The sequence below is a fragment of the Pleurocapsa sp. PCC 7319 genome, assembly GCF_000332195.1.
Classification (GTDB): Bacteria; Cyanobacteriota; Cyanobacteriia; order Cyanobacteriales; family Xenococcaceae; genus Waterburya.
Genome location: NZ_KB235922.1, coordinates 4860872 through 4877490, shown reverse-complemented (window position 1 = coordinate 4877490; position 16619 = coordinate 4860872). Strand labels below are relative to the sequence as shown.

Here is a 16619-nt window from a genome sequence, read left to right as displayed (position 1 = left end):
AAAAAATGGTGAGCATTATTTACTCACCATCAATATTTAGTTAGGATTACTGTATTTAGCATCTAGCCATCACACAAAGTTAGGTTGATGACGAATCAGATTGAGATATTCTTCGCGAGTTTTCTGATCATCTTGGAAAACACCTAACATAGCACTAGTTACTGTCCAAGAACCAGGTTTTTGTACCCCACGCATCGACATACACATATGAGTCGCTTCCATAACAACAGCAACTCCCTGAGGATCTAATATTTCTTGAACTGCTTCAGCAATTTGACGAGTCAGACGTTCTTGAACTTGTAGACGACGGGCATACATCTCAACGATACGGGCGAGTTTACTTAAGCCAACCACTTTTTGGTTAGGAATATAAGCAACGTGTGCTCTACCCATAAAGGGCAACATATGGTGTTCGCAGAGACTAAAGAAGTTGATATCTCTAACCAGTACCATCTCGTTATGTCCTTCGTCGAAGATAGCTCCATTAACCAGTTCTTCGAGAGACTGATTGTAGCCACTAGTTAGATATTGCATCGCCTCGGCAACTCGCTTGGGAGTCTTCAGTAATCCTTCTCGCTCTGGATCTTCGCCTACCGACTCTAACATAGTGTAAACAGCCTGCATCATCTGCTCTTTGGCAGCTTCAGAGGTTGCCTTTATTTGAGCAGCTTGACCATTGTGGGTATTGCGATCTGGTCTGCTGGTGACTTGTTCTAGTAAGTTGGCTTTCAAAGGATTAGAACCATTGTTATTTAAAGATTCAGAACGAATAGAACCGTTAGAAGAAACTGTTGTCATAATATTATTTTTGTGAGTAAAACTCTGTCCTCTTGCTACTACAAAATTTAGTGATAAACGTTTTCTATAAAGCCCCTCCACTGGGCATAACGATCATCTCTTCCACTACCGCTTGATGAGGTAGTAAAGCTGTATGGAGTATTGATTGGGCGACAATTTCTGGTGTCAACATTGCTTCCCGATTAAAATCTGCTTGTACGGTTTCCGTGTCCCAAATGGGGGTGTTAACCGAACCTGGAGAGATAGTCACCGTACGAATACCATTACTTCTCTCTTCTACTGATAAGGTCTTGCTTAAAGCAACTAAAGCTGCTTTACTCACACTATATGCACCCCAGTCAGGAAAAGCGTTAAAAGCGGCAATAGAAGCGACATTGATGATTGTCCCTCGTTGGCGATCGCGCATCTGAGGCAAAACTCCCTGTATGCACTGAAAAACACTAGTCAGATTGAGATTTAATATTTTTTGCCAATCGTCTAAGGTCGTATCATATATAGAGTTGGTATATCCCATTCCTGCATTATTGACCAAAATATCCACAGGACCAAAATGCTCCCAAATACCAGTAATTTTTTGCTTTACTTGATCAGTTACTGCTAGATCTATCGGATAAATATTTACCTTGACATGAGTACCTAAAGCTTGCACTTCATCAGCTACGGTTTTCAACTTAACCGCGGAGCGACTCACTAAAGCAAGCTCAATGCCAGACTTGGCAAAAGCTAGAGCCGTTGCTCTACCGATTCCACTACTTGCACCTGTCACAATTGCTCGTAGTTGATTTGGGGATGGATTCATTATTGTTTATTATGATTTGCCAAGCTAACTGATTAAACAAATGCAATGAACAAGGGAAGTTTAGAATTCAGTCGAGAAACTGGATTCTCGTGACTTGCTCTATTACTCATCAATAGCTGGACATTTCTGAATATGTTTACTACCAACAGGTCTAGATTTAATAAATTATTGCAAGTGTTTTGTCGAGTCAATTTACTATCACATATCGCTAGTTTGGGAAGTTCTACTACAAATAGAGAATGATTTAACTAGCGCTTTTGGTTGCAACGTTCACATTAAAAATAATGTAACAAAATGTTGCCTTTGCAATTATAGCATCACAAATATAGTAAAAGGAGAGAATTGCTCATTTATCCTGAGAGTTTTTGTTTCTTGCGGTTTTTGGGTGAATCAGTCGGACTTACCTCGATAGATATAAATCTATTAGCTTGTTGATAAGTATTTAATTAAGTCTTGTCTATCCTGCTACTGTGTCAAACTTTCCCATATTACGAAACTTATCGTAGCGCAAATCTTTTCTTTGTTGAGGGGTCATCTGCCACAATTGTTCTAAATTTTCCCCAATAATCTCTTTCAATTTAGTAGCTGCCTCTACAGGGTTAGCGTGGGCACCGCTGCTTGGTTCGGGAACTATTTGATCGATTAAGCCTAATTCTTTTAAGTCCCAAGAAGTAATTTTTAAGGCAGCAGCAGCTCTATCTGATTTAGTAGCATCTTTCCAAAGAATTGCGGCGCAGGCTTCAGGGCTAGCAACGGTATAAACAGAGTGTTCTAACATTAGAAGACGATCTGCGACACCAATACCTAATGCTCCCCCTGAGCCCCCCTCACCAATTACGGTACAAACAATGGGAACCTCAAAACTAAACATTTGCCTTAAATTATAGGCGATCGCTTCTCCCTGACCAAGTTTTTCGGCTTCTACTCCTGACCAGGCTCCAGGAGTATCAATAAAAGTCAAAATGGGCATCTCAAATTTGTTGGCGTGCTGCATTAACCTAAGAGCCTTACGATAACCTCCAGGGAAAGCCATACCAAAGTTACGCGCCACATTATCTTTAGTATCTCTGCCCTTTTGGTGTCCAATTATCACTACTGGGCGACCGTCAATACGAGCAACGCCTCCCACCAAAGCAGGATCGTCATAGCCACCGCGATCGCCATGTAATTCTAACCACTCATCACTAATAGCTTGCACATAATCTAATGTGCTCGGTCTACGAGGATGGCGCGCTAACTGAAGTCTTTGAGCAGGAGTTAAGGTACTGAAAATTTCTTGACGTAGTTGGTCCGCCCTCATTTCTAGTTGAGTTATTTCGGCAGAAACATCTACTTGATTTTCTTCTGCCAGGGTTTTGATTTGCTCAATCCTCGACTCTAACTCACAAAGAGGTTTTTCAAAATCTAATAAAAAAGTTTTGCGCTTAGTATTGGGCATAGCTTAATTTTTTAGTCTATCTAAATATAAAATATAATTAAAATCTCCCATGGTTATTTTTCCATATTATGAACCCTAACCAAATAATAAAAATTTGAATACTTGACCAGAATATTTTTTCTGGTCAATTTAAAAGTAGGTAAATCAATAAAAATCAGAAATACCTAAGTTAGAAAGTGACTAAACTAAAGTTGAATTCGAAAATATTTATCTAAAAAAATCATCATTATTGTCTAATGATTTCATCTTGCATTGATAATAGCAAATTTTGATTTTTATTTGCCGAAAGATTGCCATTTAAAATAGTCACTATTATGATGTGAAAAATTCATTTATTTATGAGTAGTCCCAGATTGAACCACTGTGCAACAATCGCATACTCGGAGTCTTTGGCTAACCGATGACAATTGGTGTTACGCTCAGAAATATTAGAGGAGCAAGGCAATGAATAGATTGATATGGAGATGGGCTATTGTTTCTATAGCCTCAGCTATTGTCTCTATAGCTGATAACACAAGTAAAGCGATCGCTGATACTAGTACTTCTTCAAATGCAGACTACACTTTCTTGGTGACACCAGACTGGCGTAATTGTTCGCAAATTAGTACCGACTATCAAGAAGTCTTCGCTTTTGAGACTTTCAACTTTCATATCAATATTTGTCAAAAAGACGATCTCTATTTTTATTCAGGAGAGACTAAGCAAAGCAATCGTAGTTCCATCTTTATTCCTGCATATCCTTTAGAAAATGGTCAGGGGTTCCAAGCTAATAATGGTAATTTAACCTACTTAGTACTGGTGCCCTTTGCCAGTCCTACTAGCTCAAAATCTGATGCTCTGAAGCGGACAGAAGCTATCTTAACTATTAAACGTAATGGTCAGTTGGTTTCTGTTGAATCATCTTTGAACAAATATTGCGATCAATCAGAAATAGCAATCATCCCTGATAGTACGGAGCTGGAATCTCAAAATTCTAATCAAGTAGCGATCATACCTCTTCAACAAGATCTAGGCTTTGATATATCATCTCTGAACTCAAATGATCGCCTACTATCGCCTGAGATTTTTCACTCCAACTCTCAGTTTGATTTTTATCGTGTGGACGGTCAACTTCGTCTCCTAGCTACATGCAATTAGTTTAACTATGGGCATTAAGTAATTAAGTGTTAGTTTAAGGCTTTAGATAATATTTCGATTTACTACTCTTACTGTGTCAATTATTGATGTTCAAAATCTAACCAAAATTTATCCTGTAGCTATCAAGAAACCCGGTTTCAAAGGAACTCTGACACATTTTTTTCGCCGTACCTATCGCGAAATTAAAGCGGTGCAAAATGTATCTTTTCAGATTCAGCCAGAAGAAATAGTTGGTTTTTTGGGAGCTAATGGTGCTGGCAAAACGACAACTCTCAAAATGTTGACGGGATTAATTCATCCTTCCCAGGGACAAGTACGAGTAGCCAACCATATTCCTTTTCGCCGTCAGCCACAATTTTTACGCCAAACCAGCTTAGTAATGGGGCAAAAGCAGCAATTGCTCTGGGATTTACCTGCCCTAGATTCATTGCGCATTAATGCAGCCGTTTACAATATCTCCGACCAGGTATTTAAGCAACGTCTGACTGAACTGGCAACAATGTTAGCGATTGAAGACAAGCTCAATCAACCTGTACGGAAGCTTTCTTTAGGAGAAAGAATGAAAGCAGAATTGTTAGCAGCCTTATTACACCACCCTAAAGTGTTGTTTCTCGATGAACCCACCTTAGGTTTGGATGTTAATGCTCAAGTCGCTGTTCGCGAATTTCTTCAGGAATACAATCAACGCTATGGAGCCACAATTCTCCTTACTAGTCACTACATGGCAGATATTACGGCATTGTGCGATCGCGTATTATTAATTCATCAGGGTCAACTAATCTACGATGGCTCACTCGATCGCTTATTAGAACGTTATTCTCCCTGTCGGGAAGTCAAAATAGAATTGGCACAACCTATCCCAGCAGAAAAATTAGCTGATTTTGGGGAAATTGAAGCGATCGCTGGACAGGAAGTTCGGTTTTTAGTTCCCAGAGAAAATCTAACCGCCACTATTGCTCACATTCTGGCTAAATTACCCATACAAGATTTGAGCGTTAAAGATCCACCAATTGAAGAGATTATTGGTCGTTTGTTTGAAGCAGGTAAAGTTGCTTAAGTCTAGATTTCTTCTTGGGTTTGAGCCAAGGCAAACCCATCTTATTTTTGAAAGGTAAACGGGATAGCGATGGAGTTCAGCGGAGGCAGAAACTTTGGATTATGCTCAATTACTTACGCTCCGCCGTTGCAACGCAGTGTTAGCTGGTTTTACAGTGGAACTTTGGCAATTCGGTTAATCCATTCTTCTGCTGTGGTTACTGACCAAATTAAGATCAGTTCCTCAAGAACAGTTTCTAAAGCTGTCTTCCTAGAAACAATCAGCACTCCTAAACTTTGACTATCGATTATGAACTCCGCAAATTCAGTCGGCATTGTTCTACGATCATGAGTCACTAAAATGCGCTGCTGCCTGGATGATAGAGCCAATACTTCCGCATCTTTTAAACCTTCTAAATCTGCTTCAGTAGCGGTTTGAAAATTTATACTGGGCTGTCGACGGATAACCCCTGTCACAATCGCTTGATTTAGATCAGCATCAGCTTGAAATTGAACGCTTGCCATTATGCTTGCTGTACTGACTCCTTAGCAGAAAGCAGTTTTTGATGTAAAGAAGGTGCGTCCACCTGTAAAGGCTGTAGCATGGCATCAAATGCCTGTTCCTCTGAGATTAGGTAAGCATCAATATCAGAACGATTAGCCAGGTAAAAGGTAATTGCTCCGTATACCTTCTCTAAGTCAAGCAAAGGATATGCTTGAGCGATGCTTTCGGGAAGTAGACCTTTGCGGAAAGCATAGACAATAGAATCCAAAGAAACTCGGGTACCAATAACCCAATATCCTTGTTTTTTGAACTCTACATATGGCTTAGCGGCGACGGCAGTCATAGAATCGACTTAGAGAGGTTTATCCTCCAATTATACCAAGTGCATAGAAACTAGCCTGTAGTCATAAAATTTCACCCTATACAATCCGTATTTGATTCTTTCGAGTCCGCAATAGCATGGCCTTTATATTTATATTTGACAACAAACTCTTTTACATCGTCTAAGGTTTTTGGATAAGGGATGGTGTTTTGATGTTCAGAACCGATGCGTATTTTCTGAAATCTAAAACCATGATCAAAGAGAAAACGCACCTTTTCCCATTGCTTAACATCGCTCTTTTTAGGTGCTTTAAAGTGTCGCCCTAAATTGTGAGCAGAGCGACCACATTGAGGGCATGGTAATTCCTGAATATTGCTCCCAAACGTATACTCACGTTTAAATGCCTTGCGGCACTCAAAGCAAGCAAATGACATCTTATAAGAAGTGCTCATAGTTTAAGGATTTAGATGGGTCTTGCGGGGCAGCTAGCTAACGTCTGAACTTACTCGCCGCTAATAGCTTTGGATGATGAGAGAAATTTTAGCACAGGTCGGGTGCAGTGATTTGTTAGACCAAGCCTCACCGATCGCCTTACACTACTTCAAAGTTTCAATCGTAACAGTACCACCTTCCATCGCCTCAATCTGAAGCCTAAATCCATACAACAAACTCATCCCAACTAACGGATCTGCATCGGAAGCCGCTACATCAATGATCTGATTCTGACCATCCCAAATCACAGCCGCTTTGTATATTTCAAAAATGACTTCGCTCCCGTCGCCTAATGTACCAACGTCGCGGTAATGCCAAGGCAGGCCAAGTTCTGTGATGATAGAAAGGGGTAAAGACAAAAAGCTGGTAAATCCTGTATCAATGACTGCATCAATGGTTATTTTGGGTGAACCGATACGTCCCACTGCAACTTTAATGATTGCTTCACAATTATTATTGACCACACCGAACATCATACGGGCTTCCTCAGACTGCGGCTGCCAAAACGGAAGACTGCTCGATGTCCAATCCGAATCACCCAGGGTTGAGCATCGGGTTCACGTTCATAAAGTCGATCAACTGCTACCATTGGCGTATCAGCGACTTCAAAAGATCCTGTTTCAATATTAATCGCCACGATCTTGCCGTAATTGCCTTCTTCAACCTGGGAGCGCACCTGAGATTCATAGATTTCATTGCCACGGTTCGCGAATTCCTCTTTGCTATAGCGGGGTTGTCGAACTGTCATGGGCTTGATCTCGTTTCAATGGTTGCACTTTTATTTTAGTTTGAAGCAGGTAAAGTTGCTTAAGTGTAGATTTATTCTTGGGTTTGAGCCAAGGCAAACCCATCTTATTTTTGAAAGGCAGTCGAGATAACGTTCCGATTATGCCGCTCTATGCAAGGGTTGAGATAAAAATAGGGTCGTTCTGTAAGCTAGGTGATAGGTCGTTTCACGACTCTCTACTAAATCTCCTAAATCTGCAACCAATTGCTCCCACACTGCCCCTTCATGAGGGACAAAGCTCTGAGAGCGAGCACAACCAACCAGAGCCGCAAGATTCATGACCTGTTGATGAGCAAACCTGTAACGAAGAATACATTGGAAATAAGGTATCCAGCGTAAATGCCACAGCATTGCCATCCGTGCTAGCTTGACAGACCCAGTCGGGAAATTGTTGTAGGGAGTAATTTTTGTTCGATATTGCTGAGATGCTTTACGAAGCAACTGAGAATAGCGCCGAGTGAATAGATCACGGGAGTCCCAAGAATTCCAGACTAACGCTAATCGTCCTGACGGCTTCAAGATGCGTTGAAATTCTTTTAGGCTGCGCTCAAAATCAAACCAGTGAAAGGCTGTGAAACAAGTCACAATGTCAGCAAAACCGTCTGGAAGGTTGGTTGCTTCTGCGGCTGTTTCTCGAAATTCTACCAGTGGATGAGGTGTCGCGGCTCGAATCATGGCTAGATCAGGTTCAACCGCTAGAACTCTTATTCCTCGTTCAGCGATTTGTCGGGAAGCAATACCTGTCCCAGCTCCTACATCTACAGCAATGAGTTGAGACAGATTTTCAAACCCTTCTAGAATCTTTTCGATGGAATTGTTTGCGTAATTTGCTCGGTACTTCGCATATTCTGACGAGACTTCAGAAAACATTCGATTCACAAACTCCTGTAATCTTTACGTCAACATTACCAGAAATCGCTTTCGAGTAAGGACAGAAAGGCAAGGGAGCGTCGACAGTTACTAGACACCGCCAATATCCGCTGCAATTCGCTCGTGAAACGACCAGGGTGTCAGCCTAGTAAGTCCGGGCTGGCTTTGGCCAGTAATGCGGGAGTGACCGGGCCAGCCATGCAGCCAATGCGGCATTCACTTCCTGTGGACGCTCTTGTCCCATCCAGTGGCTGGTATCGAGAACTTGTTCGCTCACGTTGTCACACTCCAGTCGCATCGGTTCTGCGATTCTGGATATCAGCGTGTCGCAGACATAGTCATACCGGGCGTGAAGAAACAGGATCGGCATCTTAAGTCGCCACTGCTCCCTGACTTTTTCCGCGTATACCCTGTTGCGTTCATGGTTCATGTAATAGCTGTCGGGCCCGAAAAAGCCGTTCTTCTTAAACTTTTCGACGTAATACTCGTATTCTGCTTCTTCCATGACATCCGTATCGAGGGCGAGATCGGGCGCTTCGCCCTTCCCTTCGAACCACCCGCCGTTCTTGCGGACATAGGCGGTCGAAGCTGGCTTGCCCAAATTGTCAGGATCGCTTTTCCGAAAGATCGCTCGAACGCTTTTCTCGATCAAGGCATCGAACGCAGCCGTCGCCTGCTCAAAACTTTCCTCGTAAAAGCGTTGATACTCCCATTGGCCTGCGGGAAATTCCTCCTCGGGATAGATGTCGCGATTAACCAGCGGTATGAGTGAATCAAGGCCCCGCTCCATTCCACCGTAAGCAGCACACATACCCGCCACGCCGACGCATGCTTCTGGATGATGCATCGCGAGCGACCACACCACTGGACCGCCCCAGTCATGGCCGATCCAGACAGCTTTGTCCCGGCCCAGATCTTTCATCAGCTCCATCAGATCGCCGACGACATGCTCCAAAGCGTAATCTTCGTTACGGGAATAGATCGTCGAATTGCCATATCCTCTTTTATCCGGCGCAACACAAAAGAAACCCAGACTTGAAAGAGCGAGCAGTTGCTTTTGCCAGCTGATCGCCAGCTCGGGCCAGCCATGAACAAAAATCAGTAGCGGACCGTCTTTAGGCCCCGCAGCAAGATAATATGTTTCATGCTCGCCTTGTTTGCTGATGTGTTCAGAAATTTCTGGATTAATAGCAGTCATTCAAAATATTCCCCAATCGTCTTTAGAAATACTCGAAACCTAGCATTTACGAGGTTACCATGTAAATGCTCTTGACGGAAACGACCGGAGACTTTCTGCTTGACCTTGCCTGTACGTAAATCACACATCCGTTGAAACCATTCCTTTTTTCTCCCCATGACCTCTAAGTGTGAAGACTTATAGACATAGTTGTATGAAGACTCTATGTCAGACCAAACCTATAGATTCACGAGACAAGTCCAACCACTTTTTATCACTAGACATCTTCTGAAATTTTATTTTCTGAAAATTGCAGCTATTTCTTAGCTTCCAGCTTCTTTCTGAATTATCAGAATTAATAAAAGAAACGCTGTATGTATCGAAGACCTCTAAGATAAAAATAGCCTTAATTTAATTAAACAACCAACTATACACATAATACATATACATATACATATGCCAGATTTAGAAAAAATTGCTACTCAGTTAGAAAGTTCTAATTCTAAAGATCGTTTACTAGCTTTAACATCTCTAAGGCAAGTCGCACCAGAAGATGCGGTGCCTTTAATCAAAAAAGTGTTAAATGATGAAATACTTCCTGTTCGCTCTATGGCAGTATTTGCTCTGGGAGTTAAGCCGACTCCTGAGTGTTTTCCGATTTTAGTAGACTTGCTCGGAAGTGATCCAGACTATGGAATTCGGGCGGATGCAGCAGGAGCGCTGGGATATTTAAATGATATTCGTGCTTTTGAATATCTAGTAAGAGCGTTTTATGAAGATACTAACTGGCTAGTAAGATTTAGTGCTGCGGTTTCCTTAGGAAACTTACAAGATATTCGCGCCAAAGAATTGTTAATGGAAGCTTTGGATAGCAAGGAGGTCATTCTCCAACAAGCAGCGATCGCCGCATTGGGAGAAATTAAAGCCACTGAAGCAGTAGATAGAATACTTGATTTTGCTAATTCTGAGGATTGGTTGATCCGTCAGAGAATTGCAGAAGCCTTAGGTAATCTGAATACAGAAAAAAGTGTTTCAGCCCTCAAGTTTTTAGCCAAAGATCTTCATCCTCAAGTTCAAGAAGCAGCACTTATTTCCTTAGAGCGTTTACAACTAAGCGAAAAATAAACAACACCCAAGTTGTTTGATTGTTTAATCTTTACCTGGGTGTTCAAATATTATTCTGGCTTTTTGAGGATAAACTGCTGTGAGTATTCACTCAAATTAACTTAGAAGAATTCAATCTAGAAAAATACTCGACTGCGCCATTTATTAAGACGAGTTTCCCCCAGAGCTGCTAAACTTCTAGCTTGAGCTATTTCTTGTTTAAGACTCGCAATACGCTCTTGCTTAGTTTGTGAATTATTACTCCATGATGAGAAACTACTAGAAGATCCAGGAGTGTCGTTAATATCAATGTAGTTGGATTGCCACTTACTAACTCCAGCTGCACCAATAGTAGCAAAGGAACGTAATTCTGCTAGTTGAGTTTCTAAATCAGCTATTTTTTGATCTGAACCTGCATCCTCTCTATCTTGCTGTGATTGAGTAGATGGCGATTGCATATAAGGAACAAATTCTGAGGTAGCAGAAACAGTTTGAGATTTAAGTTGGAGAACTCCTTGAAGGAGATCGTTTATATCAGTAACAGGGACACTACCACCTGGATTATTATAGATAATCGGTTTAACCAGTCTTGGGGCATTACCCGAATATCCTGCTTTATCACTGGTGGAAACACTTTCCAACATCTTGAACATATTTGTATAACCCAGCAAGCTTTTGCCTGTCTGAGTCTTGTAGCCCCGATGGTAAGGTACTATATTTTCGCCAAAAGCATTTTGATATTCGTCACTATCGATATAGGAATCAATATCAGCTTCATAACCCCGACTATCTAAAATTTGACTGTGAGCAAGAGTTTCTTGATAATCATCAGGAGCGCGTCCTAGAAGATGTTTGAAGTTTAATTCGTGTGAGCGATAGCGAGGACAGTTATCAATAAATCGAGATTTATATAGTTCTGACTTTGCCAACCAACGGACAAATTCTCTAACGCTAATTTCACCCCTTTTCAATTGGGATTCAGCAACAGTTAAACGTTCGCTCTCCATAATATGGGCATTCCCCAGTACCTGACGGTAAATCGCACGAATGACTATTTCTATTTCTACTGATGAGGAACTGGGAAATAATACTACTGGCTTGCTATCTTCATTTAAGCCTGTGCCTGGTTGAGAAGATTTTGTCAGGTTTGGGTTAACAAAAGTATTGCTCATATTTTTTAGATCTTTTCAAAGTACTTTGATAGTGCTTTTCAGATATCCTCTTAAAATTTTTCGGTTATTTTAAAATCATTCTTCCAATACCTAAGACAATAATTTCCACCCAAGTTAATAGTAGTAACTATTTTTATAATGCGGAAAACTGTTAAATTATAAAGGTTAGGAGTATGATTTTAATTGATTTGCTTGGCAGTCAATTCTCTGGCAAATCAACATGCCTAAGATACTACTTTCTTTTAAGAGTTATTGACCAAATTTGGTTGATGTTTAAAAAAAGTCACGAAAATTTACTTTTTTTCTTAATTAAATTCTTTTATTTTATAGCTCAGATAATACAAATAAAGAGAGTGAAAAAACTCACACTTGATTGTTCTCTGAAACTAACTAAAATTATTTTCAATCCTGAAAAACAACTGATTGTCGTTGCGACCAACTAGTTTTTGTGGTTTAGTGAGAACACTACTGTAGCTTTAAAAGCGATCGCCAGTTATGAAAACATCTGTTACTCAAGTCAGCCTGTACACTCTGAGTCTATCTCTAATTGCCACTTCGGCTAGTGGACAAATTACTCCTGACGGTAGTTTACCCACCAATGTAAATCAACAAGGAAACGTCACGGAAATTACTGGAGGAGAACAGGCGGGAAGTAATTTATTTCATAGCTTTCAAGATTTTTCTGTTCCTACAGGTAACGAAGCTTTTTTTAATAATGCAGTAGATATAGATAACATTCTCTCTCGGATTACTGGGGGCAATATTTCTAGTATTGATGGTTTAATTCGGGCAAATGGTAGTGCCAATTTATTTTTAATTAACCCGGCAGGTATAGTTTTTGGAAATAATGCCAGACTGGATATAGGAGGTTCATTTTTTGGTAGTAGTGCCACAGGATTATTGTTTGATGACGGTACAGAATTTAGTGCCACTGAGAATGCTCCGCCAGTATTAACTATTAATGCCCCAATTGGTTTAAATCTGAGAAACGCAACTGGAAATATTGACTACACAGGGAATCTACAAAGCGATCGCAATTTAACCTTGGCTGGGAATAATTTAAACTTACAAGGTCAATTAGAAGCGGGAGAGAATCTTACTTTACAGGCATTAGATTCGATTACGATTAGAGACAGTCTTACCAATCCCTTTATCGCCATAGCAGGAAATGAATTATCTTTGCAGGGCGATCGCTCTATTGATATTGCTGCCTTAAATAACTCTGCTAGTGGTTTAATTTCAGGTGGAGAACTAATTCTAAAAAGTGATAACCCAATTGTTGGAGATGCTCATTTTTACAGTGGTGGTAATTTCCGCATTCAACAACTCGATGGCAGTCCTGGAAATTTGGTCAGTATTGAAGATCCTGTCGTGAGATCGCAAGGAGATGTCAGCTTTGAGACTTATCAGGGAGCATCTTTACATATTCTCACAGGGGGGAACGTCAGAATTAACGGAGATATAAATATTACAGGTACAGATATTACCGCTAACTCATTGCAGGAAACTATTACTCTCTCCAATGGCAATCAGATCGATATTGACGGTAGTGCTGAACCTACTTTAGATATCCGCGCTGGGACAAATAATGTTGGTACACCAGGAGTAACTGGGACGGGTTTAACCCCCACCATTACAGCTACACCGACAGATAGTAGTATCAATATTGGCGGTGTGATTAATAATCCTGGTGGTAGAGTTTTATTAACTAATCAATATCAGCCCAATACTGATTTAGCTGCTGGAGATATTACAGTAACAGCCATAAATACCAGCAATAATTTTGGTAATGGTGGTGATGTAGCGATAGATTCACGAAGTAATATTAATGTCCCCAATGGCATCAACACCTCCTCGACGGTGAATAGTCAATTAGTTACCGTAGTAAATCCACAACCTGTTCGGTTTATTATTGCTTCTGGTGATGCGGGAACGATTGATTTACTGGCTCTTAGAGATATTACTACAGGTGACTTCAATACTGCTTCTACTGTCAATCTAAATTTAATTACAGAAGTCGACACAATTCAAGAAGCAAATATTGGCTTTCCTTTTCCTCAGGCTGATGTTCAGGCAGGTGCAGGAGGAGCAATCAACTTGCGGGCAGGTAATGATATCAATGTCGGTAATTTGAACTCTAATTCAGCGATCGCTATTACCAGTGATTCTAACGCCCTGGATAGTTTTTCGATTATTGGAGCTGTGTTAGGACTGAATACTGCTGACGGTGGTAGGATTGACCTTAATGCAGAAAATAACTTAACTGCTGGGAATCTTAATTCCTCGGTGGCAGTGAGCGATCGCGTTAATAGCAATACCGAAACCACACCCAATATTACTCTGGCAGTTTCCCAAATTACCCTCAATATTCCTCAAGCTGATGTTGGCTCAGGGGGTGAGATTTTTTTACAAGCGGGCGATCGCATTAATACTGGTTCCTTAGATTCTTCCGTATTTGTGACTAATATCGCCAACAATACCGCAACTGTTCTGGCGAACAATCCTCAAGTTGCAACTGCTCAAAGACCTTCACGAGCATTTTCGACGATCAATGTAACCTATGGAACTCCAGATCCTAATAGTAATGATCCAACTGCTGGCGATCCAATTACTATTGGGAGTGGAGGAACGATCACCTTGGATAGTGAGCAAGCAACTATAGATGATGTTAATTCTTCAATTAGTGTAACTTCGGAAAATATTGTCTTTGCCGAAGCTAATGCTGATAACGGTGCGGCGGCAAGTTCCTTTGCTAATAGTAATAATCGTTTAAATGTTATTGGCGATCGCCCAGGCGCAATTACTTTAAATGTTGCTGATATCAACTTTGGCGAGCTTAGTGCAGCAGCTACGACTAATGGCATTAACAACCTAGATTCCAGAGCGACTTCTAATGGTGAAAATGCTATTGCTACTCCCGACAATACTAGTTCTAATATAATCGTCTTTGATTCGGCGATTAATTCTGCTTCGATTAGTTTTGATCGGAATGTACCTGATGTTGATTATGTTATTGATACAGTAACTAACTTACCCACTAACAAAGCTACACCAGTGGCATTTAATGCTTGTCCAGTAAATGCTGATACTTTTAGTCAGCAACCGGAAGCAATTGAAACTTCTTTTGGTAAAATTTATCCTGCCAGGGGAATTGCCGTTGAAAATGGACAGATTCGCCTTACCGCTAAACCAACTGACAAAGAAGTTTCTCGAACTCCTGTACAGTTTGCTGATTGCAATTAATTAACTACAAAAATAATATTTACTCTAATATCGATGCAGATTCAGATTTAACAATGAAACTGCTTAATTTTCTTGATTTTCAAACTCAATGCCAAAACTATTGCTAGTAGGCATCTCTTCACAGGCAATTAGTAACGCAACTAGCATAGCTGCTGTCAGTAATCGGTTGAGAATTGCAGCGAAATTATTAGACATAACTTCAATATTTTCCAAACACCACTTATCTTTAATACTGTAATAATTTAAACTCTATTTACTCAGTATTATTACAGGTTGATGATTGGCACAAGTAAACTATGTTGATAATTAAGATAGTTTGAAACTCTATTATTGAGTTATTAACTTTTTTAAAGTATGAGAAAAACTACCAAACTACTTATCTCCATGATAATTTAAAAATCTTAAAATCTTATCAACGAAAAGTTATAGTTTATTAAGTAAACTCTAATTAAGAAGTGTTAAAGTCAGCATAAAAGCTTAAGAATGTTAGTTCGAGCAAGTTAAAAACCAATAAAATTTCTAGTTTTTGAAACTCTAAATGGAATCAATACTGGCTGATGCTTTTGAAGCATTTAATAAATATAGTGGTTGGATTGTCTGGAATTTATTTTTGGCATTCATTCCTTTGATTCTTAGCTTTTGGTTGTTTCTGAGACCTAGTAAAAAGCGATCGCTATTGTGGTGGTGCGCTTTAATTACTTTTATCGCCTTTTTACCCAACGCTCCTTACTTACTAACCGATATTATCCATTTAATTGAGGCAATCCGAGCGGGCTATTCAATTTGGATTACAACTTTAGTTTTTATTCCCTTACACTCATTAGCAATTTTTATAGGTTGGGAGGCTTATGTAATTTCGCTGATCAATCAAAGTCATTATCTTAAGAAACAAGGTGCGAGAAAATACATTTTTGCCAGCGAGTTAATAACTCATGCTCTATGTGCAATTGGCATTTTTCTGGGAAGATTTCGTCGCTTTAATAGCTGGGATTTGGTGACGAAACCAGATATTTTATTTGTTTCAACTATAGGCGATCTAACGGCTAAGAAACCTTTGTTAGTAATAGCAATTACTTGGATAATTTTAATGATTCTATATTGGTTGACAAAACAAATTACTTTAGGAACGTTATTAAGAATTAAGCTGTTACTATCCAAAATAGATTCTCAACAGGAGTTGAAATAAATATGAAAAGTCAAGATTAATTAGTTAAATTTTTGAGAAATAACTTTTTACTTTCGGGAAGTTCTGGCTTAGAATCAGCTTCTTGCGCTAGATTTTCTAGTTTACGATTAGCTTTTTTTTGAGCTTGGTCTAAAAGGCGATCGCCATTTGGGGATTTACCAAATTGCTCTTTAACTCCCGTATCTTTCACTACTTCTTGGGCTGCTTGTCGCAAAGTATCGCTGCTGTTAGATTTAACTGTATCTGCTAGAGCAAAATTAGCAGAACACAAGGTGATTGCCATACTCAGTAAAATCATTGCGATCGAGTTTATTAGATTTGAGTTCATAATTAATAAAAGAGATACTGAAGTTACCAAAAAGTTCTTGTTGCCGATCGCGTCTTCGCCAATCTATCAAAGCAAAACAGTCTTTTCTAAAAGGTATTAAACCTCAACACTATTCTTAGATGTATCTAACTAAAGCAATATTTTACAGTAGTCAATCGGTGAGCAATAAAATAGTTGTTTAAAGACAACAACACCAGATTTTTGGCACAGAAGTGATCTTCACGTT

The 16619-nt window shown here is 39.9% G+C and carries 19 protein-coding genes; 5 read left to right on the top strand and 14 right to left on the bottom strand.

Translation table 11 applies throughout. From position 1 onward, the window contains the following. Positions 1-69: 69 nt before the first annotated feature. The 3 genes from folE to accA all read right to left on the bottom strand — a co-directional run bounded on the left by folE (position 70) and on the right by accA (position 3035). A complete protein-coding gene (gene folE, locus PLEUR7319_RS0126240) occupies positions 70-798 on the bottom strand; it encodes a GTP cyclohydrolase I FolE (RefSeq protein ID WP_019508209.1) in 729 nt (242 codons plus the stop codon). A gap of 64 nt (positions 799-862) precedes the next feature. Next, positions 863-1597: an SDR family oxidoreductase gene (locus PLEUR7319_RS0126235; RefSeq protein ID WP_019508208.1), complete on the bottom strand. Its 735-nt coding sequence runs from the start codon at positions 1595-1597 to the stop codon at positions 863-865. 457 nt (positions 1598-2054) lie between these two features. Continuing rightward, positions 2055-3035 carry an acetyl-CoA carboxylase carboxyl transferase subunit alpha gene (gene accA / locus PLEUR7319_RS0126230; RefSeq protein ID WP_019508207.1) on the bottom strand — a complete coding sequence of 327 codons (981 nt, stop codon included), beginning with the start codon at positions 3033-3035 and terminating at the stop codon, positions 2055-2057. A 444-nt stretch (positions 3036-3479) separates the two neighbouring features. Between accA and PLEUR7319_RS0126225 the strand changes: the two genes are divergently transcribed. Together PLEUR7319_RS0126225 and PLEUR7319_RS0126220 are read left to right on the top strand one after the other, a co-directional pair. Next, positions 3480-4172 carry a hypothetical protein gene (locus tag PLEUR7319_RS0126225; RefSeq protein ID WP_019508206.1) on the top strand — a complete coding sequence of 231 codons (693 nt, stop codon included), beginning with the start codon at positions 3480-3482 and terminating at the stop codon, positions 4170-4172. Between the two features lie 73 nt (positions 4173-4245). Then, complete coding sequence (locus PLEUR7319_RS0126220; RefSeq protein ID WP_019508205.1) at positions 4246-5229, top strand: ATP-binding cassette domain-containing protein; 984 nt, start codon at positions 4246-4248, stop codon at positions 5227-5229. Between the two features lie 149 nt (positions 5230-5378). On the opposite strand, the gene PLEUR7319_RS0126215 is transcribed toward PLEUR7319_RS0126220, so the two are convergent. From PLEUR7319_RS0126215 to PLEUR7319_RS40255, 8 genes are all read right to left on the bottom strand, one after another. Beyond that, entirely contained in the window at positions 5379-5732 is a 354-nt protein-coding gene (locus PLEUR7319_RS0126215; protein WP_019508204.1) for a DUF5615 family PIN-like protein, read from the bottom strand. Then, entirely contained in the window at positions 5732-6055 is a 324-nt protein-coding gene (locus PLEUR7319_RS0126210) for a DUF433 domain-containing protein (RefSeq protein WP_019508203.1), read from the bottom strand. Before PLEUR7319_RS0126210 ends, PLEUR7319_RS0126215 begins: the two co-directional genes overlap by 1 nt. A 71-nt stretch (positions 6056-6126) precedes the next feature. Next, positions 6127-6486 carry a hypothetical protein gene (locus PLEUR7319_RS0126205; RefSeq protein WP_019508202.1) on the bottom strand — a complete coding sequence of 120 codons (360 nt, stop codon included), beginning with the start codon at positions 6484-6486 and terminating at the stop codon, positions 6127-6129. Between the two features lie 144 nt (positions 6487-6630). Continuing rightward, positions 6631-7002, bottom strand: coding sequence for a clan AA aspartic protease (locus PLEUR7319_RS0126200; protein ID WP_026102791.1), 372 nt, complete (start codon positions 7000-7002; stop codon positions 6631-6633). Next, a complete protein-coding gene (locus tag PLEUR7319_RS0126195; protein WP_019508200.1) occupies positions 6999-7274 on the bottom strand; it encodes a hypothetical protein in 276 nt (91 codons plus the stop codon). The genes PLEUR7319_RS0126200 and PLEUR7319_RS0126195 overlap by 4 nt, the downstream gene beginning before the upstream one ends. Positions 7275-7412: 138 nt before the next feature. Continuing rightward, a complete protein-coding gene (locus tag PLEUR7319_RS0126190; protein WP_019508199.1) occupies positions 7413-8183 on the bottom strand; it encodes a class I SAM-dependent methyltransferase in 771 nt (256 codons plus the stop codon). Positions 8184-8328: 145 nt separating this feature from the next. Next, positions 8329-9381: an alpha/beta fold hydrolase gene (locus PLEUR7319_RS0126185; RefSeq protein WP_019508198.1), complete on the bottom strand. Its 1053-nt coding sequence runs from the start codon at positions 9379-9381 to the stop codon at positions 8329-8331. Then, entirely contained in the window at positions 9378-9587 is a 210-nt protein-coding gene (locus PLEUR7319_RS40255) for a DUF3291 domain-containing protein (protein WP_083892527.1), read from the bottom strand. Before PLEUR7319_RS40255 ends, PLEUR7319_RS0126185 begins: the two co-directional genes overlap by 4 nt. A gap of 229 nt (positions 9588-9816) precedes the next feature. Between PLEUR7319_RS40255 and PLEUR7319_RS0126175 the strand changes: the two genes are divergently transcribed. Continuing rightward, the gene (locus PLEUR7319_RS0126175) at positions 9817-10485 is read left to right on the top strand and encodes a HEAT repeat domain-containing protein (protein WP_019508196.1); all 669 of its coding nucleotides are present in this window, start codon (positions 9817-9819) and stop codon (positions 10483-10485) included. Between the two features lie 116 nt (positions 10486-10601). Here PLEUR7319_RS0126175 and PLEUR7319_RS0126170 read toward each other — a convergent pair whose 3' ends face one another. Beyond that, on the bottom strand, positions 10602-11636 hold the full coding sequence (locus PLEUR7319_RS0126170) for a phycobilisome rod-core linker polypeptide (protein ID WP_019508195.1): 1035 nt from the start codon (positions 11634-11636) through the stop codon (positions 10602-10604). A 495-nt stretch (positions 11637-12131) separates the two neighbouring features. On the opposite strand from PLEUR7319_RS0126170, the gene PLEUR7319_RS38565 reads away from it, so the two are divergent. Beyond that, entirely contained in the window at positions 12132-14879 is a 2748-nt protein-coding gene (locus PLEUR7319_RS38565) for a filamentous hemagglutinin N-terminal domain-containing protein (RefSeq protein WP_019508193.1), read from the top strand. 63 nt (positions 14880-14942) lie between these two features. Here the strand turns inward: PLEUR7319_RS38565 and PLEUR7319_RS43220 are convergent, their stop codons facing one another. Beyond that, complete coding sequence (locus tag PLEUR7319_RS43220; RefSeq protein ID WP_019508192.1) at positions 14943-15074, bottom strand: hypothetical protein; 132 nt, start codon at positions 15072-15074, stop codon at positions 14943-14945. Between the two features lie 343 nt (positions 15075-15417). Between PLEUR7319_RS43220 and PLEUR7319_RS0126150 the strand changes: the two genes are divergently transcribed. Further along, the gene (locus tag PLEUR7319_RS0126150; protein ID WP_019508191.1) at positions 15418-16065 is read left to right on the top strand and encodes a DUF1361 domain-containing protein; all 648 of its coding nucleotides are present in this window, start codon (positions 15418-15420) and stop codon (positions 16063-16065) included. A 16-nt stretch (positions 16066-16081) separates the two neighbouring features. Here the strand turns inward: PLEUR7319_RS0126150 and PLEUR7319_RS0126145 are convergent, their stop codons facing one another. Then, complete coding sequence (locus PLEUR7319_RS0126145) at positions 16082-16393, bottom strand: hypothetical protein (protein WP_144054382.1); 312 nt, start codon at positions 16391-16393, stop codon at positions 16082-16084. Positions 16394-16619: the final 226 nt, after the last annotated feature.